We start from the raw sequence: 20102 nt of genomic DNA on the forward strand, positions 1-20102 counted from the left end.
GCGGGTGAGGTATGCTCATGCGAGGGCCCGGACAACGGCAAATGCCGTCGCCAGCGCCATGGCCCTAAGGCGCAAAGGAGATGTTTTACCGGCGCACAGCCGCCCCGCCGCCATGTGTTTCGCCGAGCGCGAGCGGCTGGGGCCGTGCCGCGCGGTTTACTGCCAGTCGAAGGAAAGCGGGGCTTCGCGGAAGGCGAAGCGGTCGAGATGGTCGGCGACCACCTGCTTGAAACGCTCCACATCCGCGCCGTCCTGCGGCTCGATGACGACGGTCAGCGCTTCCTCCTCGGCGGTCATGCGGATCGGGCCCATGGGAAAGGCGATCGTCCCTTGCCGGGCGTCGAAATCCGTTTCGAACTTGTGGCTCCAATGCTTGCAGAGTTGCTGGAGATAGCGGCTGCCGTTCTTCGTCGGCACATGGGCGGTCAGGGTCATGCGTCAGAGCCTTTCAATCTTGCTGGCCGCCTCGTCGATCAATGCGGCGACGTCGAACATGGTCTGGGAATCCGCACCCTCCCTTTCAAGCCGCGTGCGCACGGCGATGGAGAGATTGTGCATGGCGCGGCGGATCGGCGCGCCGTCCACCCGCTCGGCCCGCCTGGCGAGCGAGGCCAGACGCGCCATCGCTTCCTGGGCGGTGGCGTCATTTCCGGCGAGATAATCGGTCCCCGCCTGGGTGATTTCGAACAGCTTGCGGCCGCCGCCGCCCTCCTGCTCGGCGATCAGGCCCATGTCGGCCAGCAATGTCAGCGTCGGGTAAACCACGCCGGGGCTGGGCGCATAGGCCTGGCCCGACAGGCCCTCAATCTCGCGGATCAGGTCATAGCCGTGCCGGGGAGTCCGGGCGATGAGGGTGAGCAGGATGAGCTTGAGCGCGTCGTTGCCGAACTGGCGGCGGCGCCCTCCCCCGCCATGGCCCCGGCCGCCGCCCATCGGGTCGCCGCCGAAGGGGCCGCCCCGGCCATGCCCGAAACCGCGGCCGAAGCCTTCAGGACCAAGGAAACGGGGGTGATCGCGGAAGGCCCTGTGGGCTCTGGAATGTGGATGATGATGCATCTGGATATCTTTCGAGTGAGTCTTGATGTGTCTAGATATATCTTAATTTAAGACGCCGTCAAGGGGTGCGATATATCTTGGAAGAAATTTACGAAATGAGGGGTGCTTGGTTGGCGTGGCGAGATGGCGTCAGCGATGATTCGGAGGCCGTTCGGAGAAGAAAGAAGAAGAAGGGGCTTCGACAGGCTCAGCCCCAACGGACGGGGGCGAATCTAGCGGAGGGAGCATCCCGTGCGGAGTGGAGCATCCTGAACGGAGGGGGTGAGGCAGGTTCCGGGCGTGGGATTTTGACTGAGGTCTGGACTGGCCCTCGTGAGCGGCTTGCCTCGCCAGAGCGTCTTCGCAGGGCGCCGCGGACATGGAAAAGCCCGCCGGAGTCTCCTCCGGGCGGGCCTGGTTTTCCTGTGTCAGACGTTGCCGTTCAGTCCGGCTTTTTGGCGACGCTCACCAGAGCCGGACGGAGGAGGCGGTCCTTGATGGTATAGCCTGCCTGCATTTCCAGCAGAACCGTTCCCGGCTCGGCTTCATCCGATGGGGTTTCCATCATCGCCTGATGCAGGTTGGGGTCGAGCGGCTGGCCAACGGAGACCAGCTTTTCGATGCCGTTGCGGGAAAAGACGCTTTCCAGTTCCCGGCCGGTGGCTTCAAGCCCGGCGACCAGTCCCTTGAACTTGTCATCCTCCCGCAATTCGGCGGGAATGGCCTGGAGCGCGCGGCTGAGATTGTCTGCCACGGACAGCATGTCCCGCGCAAAGGCGGTGGCGGCATAGGCGCGCGTGTCGGCAAGCTCCTTTTCCAGCCGCCGCCGCACATTCTGCGTTTCGGCATGGGCGTAGAGCACGTCCTGCTTCGCCGCCGCCAGTTCGCCTTCCAGCGCGGCGATCCGCTCCGCAGCGGCATCACCCGCGGGCGCGGCATCCTCAGGCAGTTCGTCAACCAGTTCGCTATTTTCGATATTCTGCTTTTCTTCACTCATCTCATCAATCTCGACAAGGTCTGTGCGGTGAAATCCACCATGGGGATCACCCGTGCATAGTTCAAGCGCGTGGGGCCGATGACGCCGACCACGCCGACGACCCGGCCATCGCCTCCCCGGTAAGGGGCGGCTATGACCGAAGAACCGGAAAGGGAAAAGAGCTTGTTTTCCGAACCGATGAAGATTTTCGTCGCGCTGCCCGCCAGCGCGCTTTCCAGAAGGCGCGAGATTTCCTCCTTGCCCTCCAGTTGCTCCAGCAATTGCCGCACCCTTTCCAGGTCGGCGGCGGTGCCGTCGTCCAGCAGATGCGCCTGGCCACGGACGATCAGCACGGGGCGGTCATCGGCATCGTGGGACCAGACGGCGATGCCGCGTTCGACCAGTTCCCGCGCCGCGCCTTGCAGCGCGCTGCGTTCATTTTCCATCTCGCGCCGCAACGCTTCGCCCGCATCGCGCAGGGTCATGCCGCCGAAGCGGGCCGACATGAAGTTCGCCGCCTCGTTCAGCATCATCGGTGTGACGCCTTCGGGCAGGTCGAGCACCCGATTCTCGATCGATCCGTCCTGCCCCACCAGCACGGCCAGCGCCTGGCGGCCGTTGAGCGGAACGAAGCCGAACTGGCGCAGAACCGGCTCCCGCTTGGGCACCATGACGATCCCGGCGCAGGCGGAAAGGCCGGACAGGGCGGCGGTGGCGGCGGACAGCGCTTCCTCGATCGGGCCGCCCTCCGATATGCCCGCTTCGATCGCGCGCCGTTCCTCCGGCGAAGGTTCGGCCGCCTGCATCATCCCGTCGACGAACAGGCGCAGGCCCGTTTCCGTCGGCATCCGCCCTGCCGAGGTATGCGGCGCGGCGAGCAGGCCCAGCTCCTCCAGATCCTGCATCACGTTGCGGATGGAGGCAGGCGACAGGCTGAGCGAGGCGAGCTTGCTGATCGTGCGGGAACCGACCGGCAAGCCGGTGCCGAGATAGCTTTCGACCACCAGCCGGAAGACGTCGCGCGCCCGCTCGTTCAATTCGGTAATCGGAGTGACCGGCATGCGCACCTATCTAGGCAAGCATCGCCCGCCACTCAAGCCGGTGCGCTATCGCGTGGCGGACGGCTTCACCATCGGTTCGATCTGCAACAGGCGCGGCACGGCGGCGATGGTGGCACGCAGCTTGCCATAGCCAGCATCCATGCAGCCGGACTGATATTCCAGGCGCGTGGGCGGCGCGTCCCCCCTCACCCACTCGATCGTATAGCCGGGCATGTCGGTGGCGAAGCGCGTGCAGTTTTCGCCATTGGCGATCCGCCGGGTCGTGCCCGCCGCCGGGCGGAACTGGCTCAATGCGGCGCGAAAGTGGCGATATTGCGCGGGGGTGACCGTGAAGCGGGTGGGGCCGGGAACGTTGGTGAAGCGCTCAGGCTCCAGCAGGCCCGATCCGTCCGGCGTCACCCGCAGGCTGTAGACCGGGCAGACACCGAAACAGGGGCCCGCCGAAAAGCGGATGATGTCGCCAGCCGCGACGGGCTGTTCCAGCTCCGCCTGTTCAGTCGCGCAGCCCGCCAGCAGGGCCGCCGCGCCCCATATCGTCCATCGCAATCGCATGAAGGCTTCCTAGCATCTTTCCGGCGGATCGCCACCGGCATGACGTCCCGTCCGGCGCGGCTATCCGATCCACGCATCGCTTTTTTCGAAAAACCGGTTCCCACTTTTTCGCGCGATGCACCTTATTTGATCGCCGCATCGCTTTTTGCGAAAAACCGGTCCCACTTTTTCGCGCGATGCACCTTATTTGATCACCGCATCGCTTTTTGCGAAAAACCGGTTCCCACTTTTTCGCGCGATGCTCTAAGCCGCAGCGACTGAACGCTTCGGAGAAAGAAATTATGCGTCCTTCCGGCCGCGCGCCCGACCAGATGCGCGACATCACCATGGAGCCCGGCTTCACCATCCATGCCGAGGGCAGCTGCCTCGTCAGCTTCGGCGATACGCGCGTGCTGTGCACCGCATCGGTCGAGGAAAAGGTGCCGCCTTTCCTGCGCGGCAAGGGTTCGGGATGGGTCACGGCCGAATATGGCATGCTGCCCCGCGCGACCCACACGCGCGGCAGCCGCGAGGCGGCGAAGGGCAAGCAATCGGGCCGGACGCAGGAAATCCAGCGCCTGATCGGCCGGTCGCTGCGCGCGGTGGTCGACCTGCAAAAGCTGGGCGAGCGGCAGATCGTGGTCGATTGCGACGTGATCCAGGCCGATGGCGGCACTCGCACGGCGGCGATTTCCGGGAGCTGGGTGGCGCTGCGCATCGCGATCGACAAGCTGATCGCATCGGGCGCGCTGAAGGAAGACCCGATCGTGCAGAAGGTCGCGGCGATAAGCTGCGGCATCTATAACGGCACGCCGGTGCTGGACCTGGATTATGCCGAGGACAGCAATGCCGAAACCGACGCCAACCTGATCCTGACGGGCGACGGCAAGTTCGCCGAGGTGCAGGCGACGGCGGAAGGCGCGGCCTATGACGAGGAGGAGCTGCTGCGGCTGCTGCGGCTGGCGCGGATCGGCTGCGCGCAGATCTTCGCCGCGCAGGACAAGGCGACCGGGCGCTGACTCTCACCACCCGTTCGCTTCGGGCTTGTCGAGAAGCCGATAGCGCATGCGCGCGTTTCTCGACTAAGCTCGAAACGAACGGAGCGAGGTATGCACGAAGATGAGTGACGAGTTCGGACAGGAACAGGCGATCCGCAAGCTGGGTCCGGGCAAGCTGGTGATAGCGAGCCACAATCCCGGCAAGGTGCGGGAGATTGGCGATCTGCTGGCGCCCTTCGGCATCGAGACCGTATCGGCCGCCGCGCTGGACCTGCCCGAACCGGAGGAAACCGGCACCACCTTCATCGCCAACGCGGAATTGAAGGCGATGCAGGCGGCCGACCTGTCCGGCCTGCCCGCGCTGGCGGACGACAGCGGCCTGTGCGTCGAGGCGCTGAACGGCGACCCGGGCATTTTTTCGGCGCGCTGGGCCGGTGAGGCGAAGGATTTCGGGCTGGCGATGCGGCTGGTGTGGGACGCGATACAGGCCAAGGGGCCGGATGCGGGCCATGACGCGCATTTCGTCTGCGCGCTCGCGCTGGCCTGGCCCGACGGCCATGTCGAGGTGTTCGAAGGGCGGGTCGACGGCACGATCACCTGGCCCCCGCGCGGGGACAAGGGCTTTGGCTACGACCCCATATTCCAGCCGCACGGCCATGCGATCAGCTTCGGCGAAATGGAGCCGGAGAAGAAACATGCGATGAGCCACCGGGCGGACGCCTTCGCGCAGATGGTGGCGGCGGTTTTCTGACGGGCTGCGGCCTTCGCCGGAGCGGGGCCGGTTTGGGAGGCGAATATCGCGCTTAACCCGGTGGGGAATTTCCCCTATCACAGGGCTTATGGCCTCTCCCTCCCTGCGCCAACTGGATATATTCGCGCAGATGGTGGCGTCGGGCAGCATTGCGCTGTGCGCGCGCGACCTTGGCGTTTCGGTCGATCAGGTGGCGCGGGACCTGGCTTCGCTGGAACTGCGGCTGGGCTACCGGCTGTTCGACGATCTTTCCGGCAAGGCCCGGCTGACCCCGGCGGGACGCAAGACGGCGGAGGCGATGACGCTGCTGTCGGCGGACGACCCGGAAAGCTGGAGCCAGGGCAAGGCGCAGGAGACGGACGCCGGGGGAGCGGCGGAGCAGCCGCCCCGTCCGAACACGCAGGAGCAGCGGCAGTCCATCGTCCTGGCAGCGCCCGCCCCGGTGTTCGGCCGCTTTCAGGAAGCGCTCGCCGCGTTCGAAGCCGCCAATGAGGATGTGGCGATCACGCTGGACCTCACCATCCACCTTGCCGACGAGGCGGCGGCGGCGCTGGACGCGGGGCGCGTCGACATCGCCTATTTCTATGCGCTGGGGGAAGCCGCGCACCTGCCGTCGCGCTATGGCTGGTCGGAGCAGATCAACCTCTATGCGGGCAAGGATCATCCCCTGGCGCGGCGCGACAGCGTCAGCCCGGACGATCTGGCGATCACGCCGATGCTGATGATGGAGCCGCCCAATCCGCTGCGCCGGATCATCGACACGGCGCTGGCCCGCGAAGGCATCCGCACCGGCGATCCGGTGCTGGAGACGGACAATATGTTCGACATCATGACCATATTGCGGGAAGGCGCGGGCTGCTTTGCCGCCTTTGGGCCGCTGGCGCGTGATCTGGGGCGGCTGGGCGGGATAGGCCGCCTCGCGCTGGAGCGTCCGCTGCCCGCGGTGGAGGTGCGGCAGGCAAGGCGGGCCGATGGGCAGGGCGGTTCGGCCGTGGACGCGCTGGCCGAATTTCTGTTTCTGTAGAAATCCCCGGTTCACATGGATGCTGCTTAAACATCGTCATTGGGGCTGAGTCCCGCCCGGCGCCGTTCGCCGCTGCTGAACGGACAGGGTGGGGTAAAAAGCGCCATATTTCGGTCAGATCACTATTGATATGTTATAACATAGAGGATAGGAGAGCGCTGCTTCCGGCATATCGAAGGACGAATGATTGATGCACCGGCTTTCCCTGTTGCGCGCGAGCTGCGCCATTGCGGCTCTTTCCCCTGCCCTCCCCCTCTTCGCACAGACCAGCACTCCTTCCGGCCCGCAGGCCTATCATGACGATCGCGCCGACATCGTCGTCACGGCGATCATCCCGCGCCGCCAGGGCGACATATTGTCGGGCACCTCGGTCATTTCCGGCGAGCAGCTCACCCGCGAATTGCGGCCGACCATCGGCGAGACGCTGGCGCGCCAGCCGGGCGTTTCGGCGACGTCCTTCGGCCCCAACGCCTCCCGCCCGGTGCTGCGCGGTTTTCAGGGCGAGCGCGTTCGCATCCTGACGGACGGCATCGGCAGCTTCGACGTGTCGAACACATCGGTCGATCATGCGGTCGCGATCAACCCGCTGACCGCCGACCGGATCGAGGTGCTGCGCGGGCCGTCCGCGCTGCTCTACGGATCGTCGGCGATCGGCGGCGTGGTCAATGTGATCGACAGCCGCATCCCGCGCCGCGTGCCGGATGAGCCGGTCCATATCGACGGCATCGCCACCTATGGCAGCGCCGCGGACGAGCGCACCGTCGCAGGCGAGCTGGAGGTGCCGGTGGCCGCCGGTCTGGTGGCGCATTTCGACGGCAGCTATACGAAGACGGACGATCTGCGCACCGGCGGCTATATTCTGGCCGCGCCGCTGCGCAGGATCGCGGCCGCTTCGGACGATGAGGAGATTCGGGAGGACGGGCGGCAGCGCGGCAAGCTGCCCAACACGGCCGCAGAGACATGGGAGGTCGCGGGCGGCTTTGCCTATATCGGCGATCGCGGCAATCTGGGCATATCCGTGTCGCACAGCGAGAACCGCTATGGCGTGCCGTCCCGCTTCGACGTGACGGACGCGGACGATCATGATCACGGCCATGACCATGACGAAGAGGGTCACGATCATGAAGAAGGCCATGGCCATGAGGACGTGACGCTGAACATGCGCCAGACGCGCGCCGACCTGCGCGGCGAGGTGGCGGTCAATGGCGGCTTTCTGGACAGCATCCGCCTGCGCGCGGGCTGGGCCACCTACCAGCATCAGGAGATCGAACCCACGGGCGAGGTCGGCACCACCTTCCGCAACCAGTCGATGGAAAGCCGCCTGGAGTTCGTCCAGTCGCGCCGGGGCGGCTGGGACGGGGCGACGGGCGTGCAATATTTCACCCGGCGCTTCTCCGCAGACGGGGAAGAGAAGTTCCTGCCGAAGAACGAGACGGAGCAGCTGGGCGTCTTCACCCTGCAATCGGTCGATCTGGGCGACACGCGGCTGGAGGCGGGCGCCCGTTTCGAAAAAAGCTGGCTGCGGTCGGACCCTGACGCGGACCTGTTCATCACCGGGCAGCGCCGCAGCTTCGACGCCTTTTCCGCGTCGGCCGGTGCGAGCCAGCAGATCGTGCCCGGCTGGCGGCTGGGGCTGAACGTCGCGCGCACCGAACGCGCGCCATCGGCCGAGGAATTGTTCGCGCGCGGCAATCATGCGGGCACGCAGGCATTCGAACTGGGCGATCCGTCCTTTGGCCTGGAAAAGAGCTGGGGCGTCGAAGGAAGCTTGCGGGGCGAAGGGCCGGGCTATTCCCTGTCGCTGTCGGCCTATCACAACTGGTTCAAGGGCTTCATCTACGACGCGCTGGCCGATGATTCCGCCTGCATGGCGGCGAATGGCGGCAAGCCGCTGGAATTCCCCTGCTACCAATATGCGCAGTCCGACGCCCGCTATCTGGGGTTCGAGGCCGAAGCGTCGGTGAAGCTGGGCCGGATCGGCGGCTATGCGGTCAATCTGGACGGCATGGCGGATTATGTCCGGGCGACCATCACCGGGTCCGGGCCTGCGGTCAGGATCCCGCCGCTGCGGCTGCTGGGCGGCGTCGAGTTGCAGGACGACCGGCTAAGCTGGCGCGCGGAGGTGGAACATAGCTTTGCCCAGCGGCGGATCGCCGAAACGGAAACGCCCACGGACGGGTTCACACTGGTCAACGCTTCGGTGTCGTTCAAGCCGTTCAAGGACAATAGCCGCACGGCCATCAGCCTGTCGGCGAACAATATCTTCGACGTGGAAGCGCGGCGACATGCCAGCGTGCTCAAGGATTTCGCCCCGCTGGCCGGGCGTGACATCCGCGTCACGGCGCGCCTGTCCATCTGAATCGATAAACCTAGTTGATTGCGCTGTGTGACGGTTTCGTTACATAGCGCAATCATGGATGAGGGGCGATCAGCGATTGGCGGCAAGGGCCAGACCGCGCCGGAGGTCTGGTGATGCGCCAGATCGCCGCCCTTCCCTACGCCACCGACGCCCAGGGATCGATGCGAATCCTGCTGATCACGTCGCGCGACACGCGGCGGTGGGTCATTCCCAAGGGCAACCGGATCAAGGGCATGGCCGGGCACCGCGCCGCGGAGCTGGAAGCCTATGAGGAAGCGGGCATTCACGGCATCGCCTGCCCCGCGCCGCTGGGCCGCTACCGCTATGACAAGCGGCGGCGCAAGGGCGGCACGCGCGAGGCGACGGTAGACGTTTTCCCCCTTGCGGTGACGGGCCAGTTGCCGCAATGGCCCGAACAGGGGCAGAGGGAACTGCGCTGGTTTCCGGTCGCCGAGGCCGCGAAGGCGGTGGACGAACCCGATCTCCAATCCATTATCGCGGCCTTTCGCGAGCCGCCGCGTAATCCCGGCTGGTTCTTTCGGATTTTGCTGCGGATCAGGGAATGGCAAGGCGAAAGGACTGGAATGCTGCGCTGGTTTCACGCGCTGATGCCCAAGCAGGGCCGCTTTTTCGAACAGTTTGAGGATCATGCCGCGATGCTGGTCGCGGGGGCGGACGCGCTCGCCCGGCTGCTGAAAGGCGGGCCGGACATGGATGCGCACATCGCGGAAATCTCCGCGCGCGAGCATGAGGCGGACGATATCATCCGCGAAGTGTTGCAGGATGTGCGCCGCATCTTCGTGACGCCGTTCGACCGCAGCGCTATCACGGGCCTGATCGGCGTGATGGACGATGCCATCGACCAGATGAACCAGACCGCGAAGGCCATCGCCCTGTTCGAGGTCAAGGATTTCGCGCCGCAGATGCAGGATATGAGCGCGCTGATCGTGGAATGCGCGCGCATCACGGCGGAAGCGATGCCGCTGCTGCGGTCGCTCAACCTCAACTCTGTCCGGCTGCACGACCTGACCGAACGGCTCGTGAAGCTGGAAGGCCATGCCGACATATTGCACGAGGCGGGCCTGAAAGCGCTCTACAACAAGGCGCGGCAGGGCAATCCGATGGACTTCGTCGTCGGCAACGAAATCTACGCCCATCTGGAAAAGGTGACCGACAGGTTCGAGGACGTCGCCAACGAGATTTCCGGTCTGGTCATAGACCACGCTTGATGACAAGCCTCCACCACCGTTCGTCCTGAGTGGGGCCTGAGCCTGTCGAAGGCCCGTATCGAAGGGCCGCGCAGGCCCGGCGCTTCGATACGCCGCTTCGGCAAGCTCAGCGGCTACTCAGTGCGAACGGGATCTGAAGGGTAGACGTTCGTTTCATGGAAGCCCAACTCGCCTTCCCGCTGCTGATCGCGCTGATCGGCATCGCCCTTGCCTTCGACTTTCTGAACGGGCTGCACGATGCGGCCAATTCCATCGCGACGATCGTGTCGACGCGCGTGTTGAAGCCGCAATATGCGGTCGCGTGGGCGGCCTTCTTCAACTTCATCGCCTTCCTCTTCTTCGGCCTTCATGTGGCGGAGACGGTGGGCAAGGGCATTGTCGAGGCGAGCATCATCGATCCGCAGGTGATCTTCGGCGCGCTGATGGGCGCGATCGCGTGGAACCTGATCACCTGGGCGCTGGGCATACCCTCCTCCAGCAGCCATGCGCTGATCGGCGGCCTGCTGGGCGCGGGCACGGCGAAGGCGGGCCTTGGCGCGGTGGTGTGGAGCGGCGTGTTCAAGACCAGCGCCGCGATCGTGATGTCGCCCGCGATCGGCCTGATACTGGCGCTGTTCCTGGTGCTGATCATCAGCTGGATATTCCGCCGCTTCACGCCGCAGGGGGCGGACCGGGTGTTCCGCAAGCTCCAGCTCGTGTCGGCCTCGCTCTACTCGCTGGGCCATGGCGGCAACGACGCGCAGAAGACGATGGGGATCATCGCCGTCCTGCTGTATTCGCAGGGCATGCTGGAGGGCGGCTTCCACGTTCCCTTCTGGGTGGTGATCTCCTGCCAGGCGGCGATGGGCATCGGCACGCTGCTGGGCGGATGGAAGATCGTCCATACGATGGGGTCGAAGATCACCCGGCTGAGCCCGGCGCAGGGCTTCTGCGCGGAAACGGGCGGCGCCATCACCCTGTTCATGGCGACGCATCTGGGCGTGCCGGTGTCCACCACCCACACGATCACCGGCGCGATCGTGGGCGTGGGCGCATCCCGCCGCCTGTCGGCCGTGCGCTGGAACGTGGCGTCCAGCATCGTCGTCGCCTGGGTCGTCACCCTGCCGGCCGCCGGGCTGATCGGCGCTGGCTTCTACGAACTTACGCGCTTGTTCTGAACAGAAGGCAGCCCACCCCCCTTCACAAAGGGCGAACGGCATTCTATATGCAGTTTCGAAATCCGGCTGTCATGCCGCCCTTGGGCGGTGCGGCGGCCGTCCCCCGGATCGCCCGGGGACCGGCTTCGATTAGCGCGCGAAACCGGCGGGATTGGGCGAAAGCGGCGGGTCACAAGACGCTGACAGTGCGGATCGGACAGCCCCGGCCCGCACTTTTTTGCGTGGCGGCAGAGGGGCGAATCACCCTTTAGCCGCCAACGCTCCGGCTGAATTTTCGTTGCGATGCGAAAAAATGCGACGAATTACACGCTTAGGCAACAGGCAGGATACGCAATGGCGACCAGAGCTCTCCCCCCGATCAGCAATACCGGCGCGAAGAAGCGCATCAGAAAGGTATTCGGCGACATCCACGAAGTGGTGCAGATGCCGAACCTGATCGAGGTCCAGCGGGAGAGCTATGAACAGTTCCTGCGGTCAGACCCGAAGACCGGTTATGTGTCGGGCCTGGAAAAGACCCTGCGCTCGGTCTTTCCGATCCGCGACTTCGCCGGCACCGCCGAGATGGACTTCGTCCATTATGAGCTGGAGGAGCCGAAGTACGACGTCGAGGAATGCCGTCAGCGCGGCATCACCTATGCGGCGCCGATGCGCGTCACGCTGCGCCTGATCGTGTTCGAGGTGGACCAGGACACCGAAACCCGCTCCGTGCTCGATATCAAGGAGCAGGACGTCTACATGGGCGACATGCCGCTCATGACGCAGAACGGCACCTTCATCGTCAACGGCACCGAGCGCGTGATCGTGTCGCAGATGCACCGCTCGCCGGGCGTTCTGTTCGACCATGACCGGGGCAAGACCCACTCGTCGGGCAAATATCTCTTCGCCGCGCGCGTGATCCCCTATCGCGGTTCGTGGCTGGACTTCGAATTCGACGCGAAGGACATCGTCAACGTCCGCATCGACCGCAAGCGCAAGCTGCCGGTGACGGCGCTGCTCTATGCGCTGGGCCTCAATGCCGAAGACATTCTGGGCCACTTCTACAACAAGGTGACCTTCCTGCGCGGCGAAGGCGGCTGGCAGATCCCCTACACCGCCGAAGCATGGCGCGGCCAGAAGCCCGCCTTCGACATCGTCGACGCCAAGTCGGGCGAAGTCGTTTTCGCCGCCGGTCACAAGATCAGCCCCCGCGCCGCGAACAAGGCGGAGAAGGACGGGCTTGAAACCCTGCTGATCCCGACCGAGGAAGTCTATGGCCGCTACAGCGCCTATGACCTGATCAACGAGAAGACGGGCGAGATCTATATCGAGGCTGGCGACGAGGTTTCGCCTGAAAATCTCGAAAAGCTGGACAAGGCGGGCATCGACCGTCTGGAGTTGCTGGACATCGACCATGTCACCACCGGCCCCTGGATCCGCAATACGCTCAAGGCCGACAAGGCCGAGGAGCGCGACCAGGCGCTGGCCGACATCTACCGCGTGATGCGCCCTGGCGAACCGCCGACGAAGGAAACCGCCGAAGCGCTGTTCGCTGGCCTCTTCTTCGATCCCGAACGTTACGACCTGTCGGCGGTCGGCCGCGTGAAGATGAACATGCGCCTCGACCTCGACGCCGAGGACACCGTCACGACGCTGCGCACGGAGGATATCCTGGCGGTCGTCAAGGAACTGGTGAACCTGAAGGACGGCAAGGGCGAGATCGACGATATCGACAATCTGGGCAACCGCCGCGTCCGTTCCGTGGGCGAACTGCTGGAAAACCAGTATCGCGTCGGCCTGCTGCGCATGGAGCGCGCGGTCAAGGAGCGCATGTCGAGCGTCGACGTGTCGACGGTGATGCCGAACGACCTCATCAACGCCAAGCCCGCCGTGGCCGCGGTGCGTGAGTTCTTCGGTTCCTCGCAGCTGTCGCAGTTCATGGACCAGACCAACCCGCTGTCGGAAGTCACCCACAAGCGCCGCGTGTCGGCGCTTGGGCCGGGCGGCCTGACCCGCGAGCGCGCCGGCTTCGAAGTCCGCGACGTTCACCCGACCCATTATGGCCGTATCTGCCCGATCGAAACGCCCGAAGGCCCGAACATCGGTCTGATCAACAGCCTGGCGACGTTCAGCCGCGTCAACAAATATGGCTTCATCGAAACGCCCTACCGCAAGGTGATCGACGGCAAGGTGACCAACGAGGTCGTCTATCTGTCGGCGATGGAGGAAGCCAAGCACACGATCGCGCAGGCGAACGCGGAACTGAACAGCGACGGCACCTTTGCCGAAGACCTGATCTCCGCGCGTGAGGCGGGCGAATTCCTGATGGCGCCCAAGGACCACATCACGCTGATGGACGTCAGCCCCAAGCAGCTGGTGTCGGTCGCGGCCTCGCTCATTCCCTTTCTGGAAAATGACGACGCCAACCGCGCGCTCATGGGATCGAACATGCAGCGTCAGGCCGTGCCGCTGGTCCGTGCCGAGGCGCCGTTCGTCGGCACCGGCATGGAAGGCACGGTTGCGCGGGACTCCGGCGCTGCCATCGCGGCGCGCCGCGCGGGCATCATCGACCAGGTCGACGCGACCCGTATCGTCATCCGCGCGACCGGCGATATCGAGCCCGGCCAGTCGGGCGTCGACATCTACACGCTCCAGAAGTTCCAGCGTTCGAACCAGGACACCTGCATCAACCAGCGTCCGCTGGTGAAGGTGGGCGATCTGGTCGAAGCGGGCGACGTGATCGCCGATGGCCCGTCGACCGAGTTCGGCGAGCTGGCGCTGGGCCGGAACACGCTGGTCGCGTTCATGCCCTGGAACGGCTACAACTATGAAGACTCCATCCTGATCTCCGAGCGGATCGTGAAGGATGACGTCTTCACCTCGATCCATATCGAGGAGTTCGAGGTCATGGCCCGCGACACCAAGCTGGGGCCGGAAGACATCACCCGCGACATTCCGAACGTCGGCGAGGAAGCGCTGCGCAACCTCGACGAGGCGGGCATTGTTTACATCGGCGCCGAAGTGGAGCCGGGCGACATTCTGGTCGGCAAGATCACGCCCAAGGGCGAATCGCCGATGACCCCGGAAGAAAAGCTGCTCCGCGCGATCTTCGGCGAAAAGGCGAGCGATGTGCGCGACACGTCCCTGCGCCTGCCGCCGGGCGTCGCCGGTACGGTCGTGGAAGTCCGCGTCTTCAACCGCCACGGCATCGACAAGGACGAGCGCGCCATGGCGATCGAGCGGGAGGAAATCGACCGTCTCGCCAAGGACCGCGAGGACGAGCGCGCCATCCTCAACCGCGCGACGTTCAACCGCTTGCAGGAAATGCTGCTCGGCCAGGTGGCGACCGCCGCGCCCAAGGGCGTGCGCAAGGGCGTGGAGATTGACGAGGCGCTGCTCAACGAGGTCGAGCGTCATGAATGGTGGAAGTTCGCGGTCGCGGACGACGCCCGTCAGGCCGGTATCGAAGCCGTCAAGGCGCAGTATGACGAGGCGGTCAAGCTGATCGTCGAGAAGTTCGAGGATCGCGTCGACAAGCTCCAGCGTGGCGACGAACTGCCGCCGGGCGTGCTCAAGATGGTCAAGGTCTTCGTCGCGGTGAAGCGCAAGCTGCAACCGGGCGACAAGATGGCTGGCCGTCACGGCAACAAGGGCGTCATCTCGCGCATCCTGCCGATCGAGGACATGCCGTTTCTGGAGGACGGCACCCATGTCGATATCGTGCTCAATCCGCTGGGCGTGCCGTCGCGCATGAATGTCGGCCAGATCTTCGAAACGCATCTGGGCTGGGCCGCGCGCGGCCTTGGCCAGCAGCTCAAGCATGCGCTGGAGGAATGGCGTGAAGCCAATCCGAACGCGCAGGGCGGCGAGATGCCGGACGCGGTGAAGACCCGCCTGCTGGAAACCTATGGCCCGCAATATGCCGACCAGATCGAAGGCCGCACGGCCGAGCAGATCGTCGATCTGGCCGAACATCTGGCGCGCGGCGTGCCGATGGCGACGCCGGTGTTCGACGGCGCGCGCGAAGCCGACGTGTCGGCGATGCTGGAACTGGCGGGGCTGCACTCGTCGGGCCAGTCGGACCTGTATGACGGCCGCACGGGCGACAAGTTCGACCGCAAGGTGACTGTCGGCATCATCTATATGTTGAAGCTGCACCACCTGGTCGACGACAAGATCCACGCTCGCTCGATCGGCCCCTATTCGCTTGTTACCCAGCAGCCGCTGGGCGGTAAGGCGCAGTTCGGCGGCCAGCGCTTCGGTGAAATGGAGGTGTGGGCGCTCCAGGCCTATGGCGCCGCCTACACGCTTCAGGAAATGCTGACGGTGAAGTCGGACGACGTTGTCGGCCGCACCAAGGTCTATGAGGCGATCGTCAAGGGCGACGACACGTTCGAGGCCGGGATTCCCGAAAGCTTCAACGTGCTGGTCAAGGAAATGCGCTCGCTGGGCCTCAATGTCGAACTCGCGTCGATGGACGAGATCGAGGACGATGACGGCTTCGCGCAGGCGGCGGAGTAAGCCGGCCTGTGCCATTACCGTTCGTCCTGAGTAGCCATTGAGCGAAGTCGAAGTCCCGTATCGAAGGCCCCCTTCGATACGGGACTTCGACAAGCTCAGCCCCTACTCAGTGCGAACGGACGGAATTTGAACCTGAAGCCTTTGGCTTAGGAGCTAAAAAATGAACGAACTGACGAACTTCGCCAATCCGATCCAGAAGCCGGAAACCTTCGACCAGATCCAGATCGGCCTTGCCTCCCCGGAGCGCATCCGGTCCTGGTCCTTCGGCGAGATCAAGAAGCCGGAAACCATCAACTACCGTACGTTCAAGCCGGAACGTGACGGCCTGTTCTGCGCGCGCATCTTCGGTCCGATCAAGGACTATGAATGCCTGTGCGGCAAGTATAAGCGCATGAAGTATAAGGGCATCGTCTGCGAAAAATGCGGTGTCGAAGTCACGGTGTCGAAGGTCCGCCGCGAGCGGATGGGCCATATCGAACTGGCCGCCCCCGTCGCGCACATCTGGTTCCTGAAATCGCTGCCTTCGCGCATCGGCCTGCTGCTCGACATGCAGCTCAAGCAGCTTGAGCGCGTCCTGTACTTCGAGAGCTACATCGTCACCGAGCCGGGCCTGACGCCGCTGGAGAAGTTCCAGCTTCTGACCGAAGACGAACTGCTCGACGCGCAGGACGAATATGGCGAGGACGCCTTCTCCGCCGGCATCGGCGCGGAAGCGGTCAAGCAGATGCTGATGGACCTCGACCTTGAGGGCGAAAAGCAGGCGCTGCTGGAAGAACTGGCGACCACCAAGTCGGAACTCAAGCCCAAGAAGATCATCAAGCGGCTCAAGGTCGTGGAAAGCTTCCTGGATTCGGGCAACCGTCCCGAATGGATGATCCTGGACGTGGTGCCGGTCATCCCGCCCGAACTGCGCCCGCTGGTGCCGCTGGACGGCGGCCGCTTCGCGACGTCGGACCTCAACGATCTCTATCGCCGCGTGATCAACCGCAACAACCGCTTGAAGCGGCTGATGGAACTGCGCGCGCCGGACATCATCGTCCGCAACGAAAAGCGCATGTTGCAGGAAGCCGTCGATGCGCTGTTCGACAATGGCCGCCGCGGCCGCGTGATCACTGGCGCGAACAAGCGTCCGCTCAAGTCGCTGTCCGACATGCTCAAGGGCAAGCAGGGCCGCTTCCGCCAGAACCTGCTCGGCAAGCGCGTCGACTATTCGGGCCGTTCGGTCATCGTGACCGGCCCGGAACTCAAGCTGCACCAGTGCGGCCTGCCCAAGAAGATGGCGCTCGAACTGTTCAAGCCCTTCATCTACGCCCGCCTCGACGCCAAGGGTCTGTCCATGACCTTGAAGCAGGCGAAGAAGTGGGTCGAGAAGGAGCGCAAGGAAGTCTGGGACATTCTGGACGAGGTGATCCGCGAGCATCCGGTGATGCTGAACCGCGCGCCGACGCTCCACCGCCTCGGCATCCAGGCGTTCGAACCCGTGCTGATCGAAGGCAAGGCGATCCAGCTTCACCCGCTCGTCTGCTCGGCCTTCAACGCGGACTTCGACGGTGACCAGATGGCCGTCCACGTTCCGCTGAGCCTTGAGGCGCAGCTGGAAGCGCGCGTGCTGATGATGTCCACCAACAACATCCTCTCGCCCGCGAACGGCAAGCCGATCATCGTGCCGTCGCAGGACATGGTCCTGGGTATCTATTACCTGTCCATGGAGCGCGAAGGCGAGCCGGGCGAAGGCATGCTGCTGGCCGACATGCAGGAGGTCCACCAGGCCCTCTATGCCAAGGCCGTGACGCTGCATTCGAAGATCATCTCGCGCGTCCCGCAGACCGACGAGAATGGCAACCAGTATATGAAGCGGTTCGAGACCACGCCGGGCCGCATGCTGCTGGGCGAATGCCTGCCCAAGAGCCACAAGGTGCCCTTCGACGTCGTCAACCGCCTTCTGACCAAGAAGGAAATCGGCGACGTCATCGATCAGGTCTATCGTCACACCGGCCAGAAGGACACGGTGCTGTTCGCCGACGCCATCATGGCGCTGGGCTTCCGCCACGCGTTCCAGGCGGGCATCTCGTTCGGCAAGGACGACATGGTGATCCCGGATTCGAAGACCGCGATGGTCGACGAAACCAAGGCGCTGGTGGCCGATTATGAGCAGCAATATCAGGACGGCCTGATCACCCAGCAGGAAAAGTACAACAAGGTGATCGACGCCTGGAGCCGTTGCGGCGACCAGGTCGCGAACGCCATGATGGACGAAATCCGCGCCCAGCCCAAGGACCCGAACACCGGCCGCATGGCCCCGATCAACTCCATCTACATGATGGCGCATTCGGGCGCTCGTGGTTCGCAGGCCCAGATGAAGCAGCTTGCCGGCATGCGCGGCCTGATGGCCAAGCCTTCGGGCGAAATCATCGAAACGCCGATCATCTCGAACTTCAAGGAAGGCCTGACCGTCCTTGAATATTTCAACTCCACCCACGGCGCCCGCAAGGGTCTGGCCGACACCGCGCTCAAGACGGCGAACTCGGGTTACCTGACCCGCCGTCTGGTCGACGTGTCGCAGGACTGCACGGTCGTCGAGGAGGATTGCGGCACCGAAAAGGCGCTGGAGATGAAGGCCATCGTTCAGGGTGGTTCGGTCATCGCCTCGCTGGGCGAGCGCATCCTGGGCCGCACCACGGCGCAGGACATCGTCGACAGCAAGGACGGCAGCGTCATCGTGCCGATCGGCACGCTGCTGGACGAAGCGCTGGTGGCGCAGATCGAGGCGATCGGGACGCAGGCCGTGAAGATCCGCTCGCCCCTCATCTGCGAAAGCAAGATGGGCGTGTGCGGCAAGTGCTACGGCCGTGACCTCGCCCGTGGTACGCCGGTCAATATCGGTGAAGCGGTCGGCGTCATCGCGGCGCAGTCCATCGGTGAGCCGGGCACGCAGCTTACCATGCGTACCTTCCACATCGGCGGCGCGGCGAACTTCAACGAAACGTCGAACCTGGAAGCCATGTCGGACGGCACGATCGAGCTGCGCGACATGCCGACCATCACCGACAAGAATGGCCGCCGCCTCAGCCTTGCCCGCAATGGCGAGATCGCGATCATCGACAGCGAAGGCCGCGAGCGCGAAACGCACCGCCTGCCTTACGGCGCCACCATCCTGTTCGCGGATGGCGATGCCGTGAAGAAGGGCGATCGCTTCGCCGAGTGGGACCCGTTCACCATGCCGGTGATCACGGAAAAGCCGGGTATCGTGAAGTATCAGGACCTGATCGACGGCAAGACGCTGACGGAACAGACCGACGAAGCGACCGGCATCGCCCAGCGCGTCGTCACCGAGCATCGCGGTTCCGCCCGCACCAAGGAGGATCTGCGTCCCCGCCTCACCCTGCTGGACGACCAGTCGGGCGAAGCTGCCCGCTACATGCTGGCGGTCGGGGCTACGCTGTCGGTCGAGGACGGTCAGGCGGTTCAGGCCGGTGACGTGCTGGCGCGTGTCTCTCGCGAAGCCGCGAAGACCCGCGACATCACCGGCGGTCTGCCGCGCGTCGCCGAACTGTTCGAAGCCCGCAAGCCCAAGGACAATGCGATCATTGCCAAGGTGTCGGGCCGCGTCCAGTTCCTCAAGGATTACAAGGCGAAGCGCAAGATCGCCATCGTCCCTGAGGATGGCGGCGAGCCGGTCGAATATCTGATCCCCAAGAGCAAGGTGATCGACGTTCAGGAAGGCGACTATGTGAAGCGCGGCGACAACCTGATCGGTGGTTCGCCCGACCCGCATGACATCTTGGAAGTTCTCGGCATTGAGCCGCTGGCCGAATATCTGGTCGCGGAAATCCAGGAAGTCTATCGCTTGCAGGGCGTGAAGATCAACGACAAGCACATCGAAACGATCGTTCGTCAGATGCTGCAAAAGGTCGAGATCACCGTGTCAGGCGACACCACCTTGCTGGTGGGCGAGCAGGTCGATCGCGAGGAGATGGACGAGATCAACGCCAAGCTTCCGGCCGGATACCAGCCCGCCGAAGGCAAGCCGGTGCTGCTCGGCATCACCAAGGCCTCGCTCCAGACGCGCAGCTTCATCTCGGCGGCGTCCTTCCAGGAAACCACCCGCGTCCTCACGGAAGCGGCGGTTCAGGGCAAGAAGGACACGCTGGTTGGCCTGAAGGAAAACGTCATCGTCGGCCGCCTCATCCCGGCGGGCACGGGCGCTGGCATGAACCGCATGCGCGTTGCCGCCTCGTCGCGTGACGCAGCGATGCGGGCCGCTCTGCGGGCGTCGAGCCAGGTCGACCTGATCGCGCCCAAGACGGCCGCTGAGGAGCATGCCGCCGAACTGGCGCAGGGCCCGGAAGCCGCGATCGGCGACGATCCGCTGGGCATGGTCAGCGGGGAAGCGCATGGCACCGATGCGGATGCCGGCGATTACCTGCTCAAGAGCGGGGACTGTCAGGATTTCCGTGTGTGGCCGGGCATAATGGGCAACAAGG

At 64.5% G+C, this 20102-nt stretch carries 14 protein-coding genes; 9 read left to right on the plus strand and 5 right to left on the minus strand.

All coding sequences use genetic code 11. From position 1 onward, the window contains the following. Positions 1-156: 156 nt before the first annotated feature. The 5 genes from ET21_RS0100970 to ET21_RS0100990 form a co-directional block, all read right to left on the minus strand. Positions 157-435: a DUF2218 domain-containing protein gene (locus ET21_RS0100970; protein ID WP_030538228.1), complete on the minus strand. Its 279-nt coding sequence runs from the start codon at positions 433-435 to the stop codon at positions 157-159. A 3-nt stretch (positions 436-438) separates the two neighbouring features. After that, positions 439-1056 (minus strand): PadR family transcriptional regulator, encoded by a 618-nt coding sequence (locus ET21_RS0100975; protein WP_030538229.1) that lies wholly within the window; start codon positions 1054-1056, stop codon positions 439-441. A 421-nt stretch (positions 1057-1477) separates the two neighbouring features. Next, positions 1478-2032 (minus strand): nucleotide exchange factor GrpE, encoded by a 555-nt coding sequence (gene grpE, locus ET21_RS0100980; protein WP_021239929.1) that lies wholly within the window; start codon positions 2030-2032, stop codon positions 1478-1480. Next, entirely contained in the window at positions 2029-3072 is a 1044-nt protein-coding gene (gene hrcA, locus ET21_RS0100985) for a heat-inducible transcriptional repressor HrcA (RefSeq protein WP_021239930.1), read from the minus strand. Before hrcA ends, grpE begins: the two co-directional genes overlap by 4 nt. A gap of 45 nt (positions 3073-3117) precedes the next feature. Next, the gene (locus ET21_RS0100990) at positions 3118-3624 is read right to left on the minus strand and encodes a DUF6438 domain-containing protein (RefSeq protein ID WP_030538230.1); all 507 of its coding nucleotides are present in this window, start codon (positions 3622-3624) and stop codon (positions 3118-3120) included. Positions 3625-3663: 39 nt separating this feature from the next. Between ET21_RS0100990 and ET21_RS0100995 the strand changes: the two genes are divergently transcribed. The 9 genes from ET21_RS0100995 to rpoC all read left to right on the plus strand — a co-directional run. Continuing rightward, positions 3664-3885, plus strand: coding sequence for a hypothetical protein (locus ET21_RS0100995; protein ID WP_030538231.1), 222 nt, complete (start codon positions 3664-3666; stop codon positions 3883-3885). A 20-nt stretch (positions 3886-3905) separates the two neighbouring features. Further along, the gene (gene rph, locus ET21_RS0101000) at positions 3906-4622 is read left to right on the plus strand and encodes a ribonuclease PH (protein WP_021236986.1); all 717 of its coding nucleotides are present in this window, start codon (positions 3906-3908) and stop codon (positions 4620-4622) included. 100 nt (positions 4623-4722) lie between these two features. Then, positions 4723-5352, plus strand: a complete 630-nt coding sequence (gene rdgB / locus ET21_RS0101005; RefSeq protein ID WP_021236985.1) for an RdgB/HAM1 family non-canonical purine NTP pyrophosphatase — start codon at positions 4723-4725, stop codon at positions 5350-5352. 88 nt (positions 5353-5440) lie between these two features. Continuing rightward, positions 5441-6376, plus strand: a complete 936-nt coding sequence (locus tag ET21_RS0101010) for a LysR family transcriptional regulator (protein ID WP_030538232.1) — start codon at positions 5441-5443, stop codon at positions 6374-6376. Positions 6377-6566: 190 nt separating this feature from the next. Then, a complete protein-coding gene (locus tag ET21_RS0101015) occupies positions 6567-8735 on the plus strand; it encodes a TonB-dependent receptor (protein ID WP_030538233.1) in 2169 nt (722 codons plus the stop codon). Positions 8736-8848: 113 nt separating this feature from the next. Continuing rightward, on the plus strand, positions 8849-9964 hold the full coding sequence (locus ET21_RS0101020) for a DUF47 family protein (RefSeq protein WP_030538234.1): 1116 nt from the start codon (positions 8849-8851) through the stop codon (positions 9962-9964). A 155-nt stretch (positions 9965-10119) separates the two neighbouring features. Then, positions 10120-11121, plus strand: a complete 1002-nt coding sequence (locus tag ET21_RS0101025) for an inorganic phosphate transporter (RefSeq protein WP_021236981.1) — start codon at positions 10120-10122, stop codon at positions 11119-11121. A 333-nt stretch (positions 11122-11454) separates the two neighbouring features. Then, the gene (gene rpoB / locus ET21_RS0101030) at positions 11455-15618 is read left to right on the plus strand and encodes a DNA-directed RNA polymerase subunit beta (protein ID WP_021236980.1); all 4164 of its coding nucleotides are present in this window, start codon (positions 11455-11457) and stop codon (positions 15616-15618) included. Positions 15619-15778: 160 nt separating this feature from the next. Beyond that, positions 15779-20102: DNA-directed RNA polymerase subunit beta' (gene rpoC / locus ET21_RS0101035; RefSeq protein WP_237751458.1), on the plus strand; the 4324-nt coding region annotated here is incomplete at its 3' end.

Source organism: Sphingobium sp. DC-2 (assembly GCF_000722555.1).
GTDB classification, from domain to species: Bacteria; Pseudomonadota; Alphaproteobacteria; order Sphingomonadales; family Sphingomonadaceae; genus Sphingobium; species Sphingobium quisquiliarum.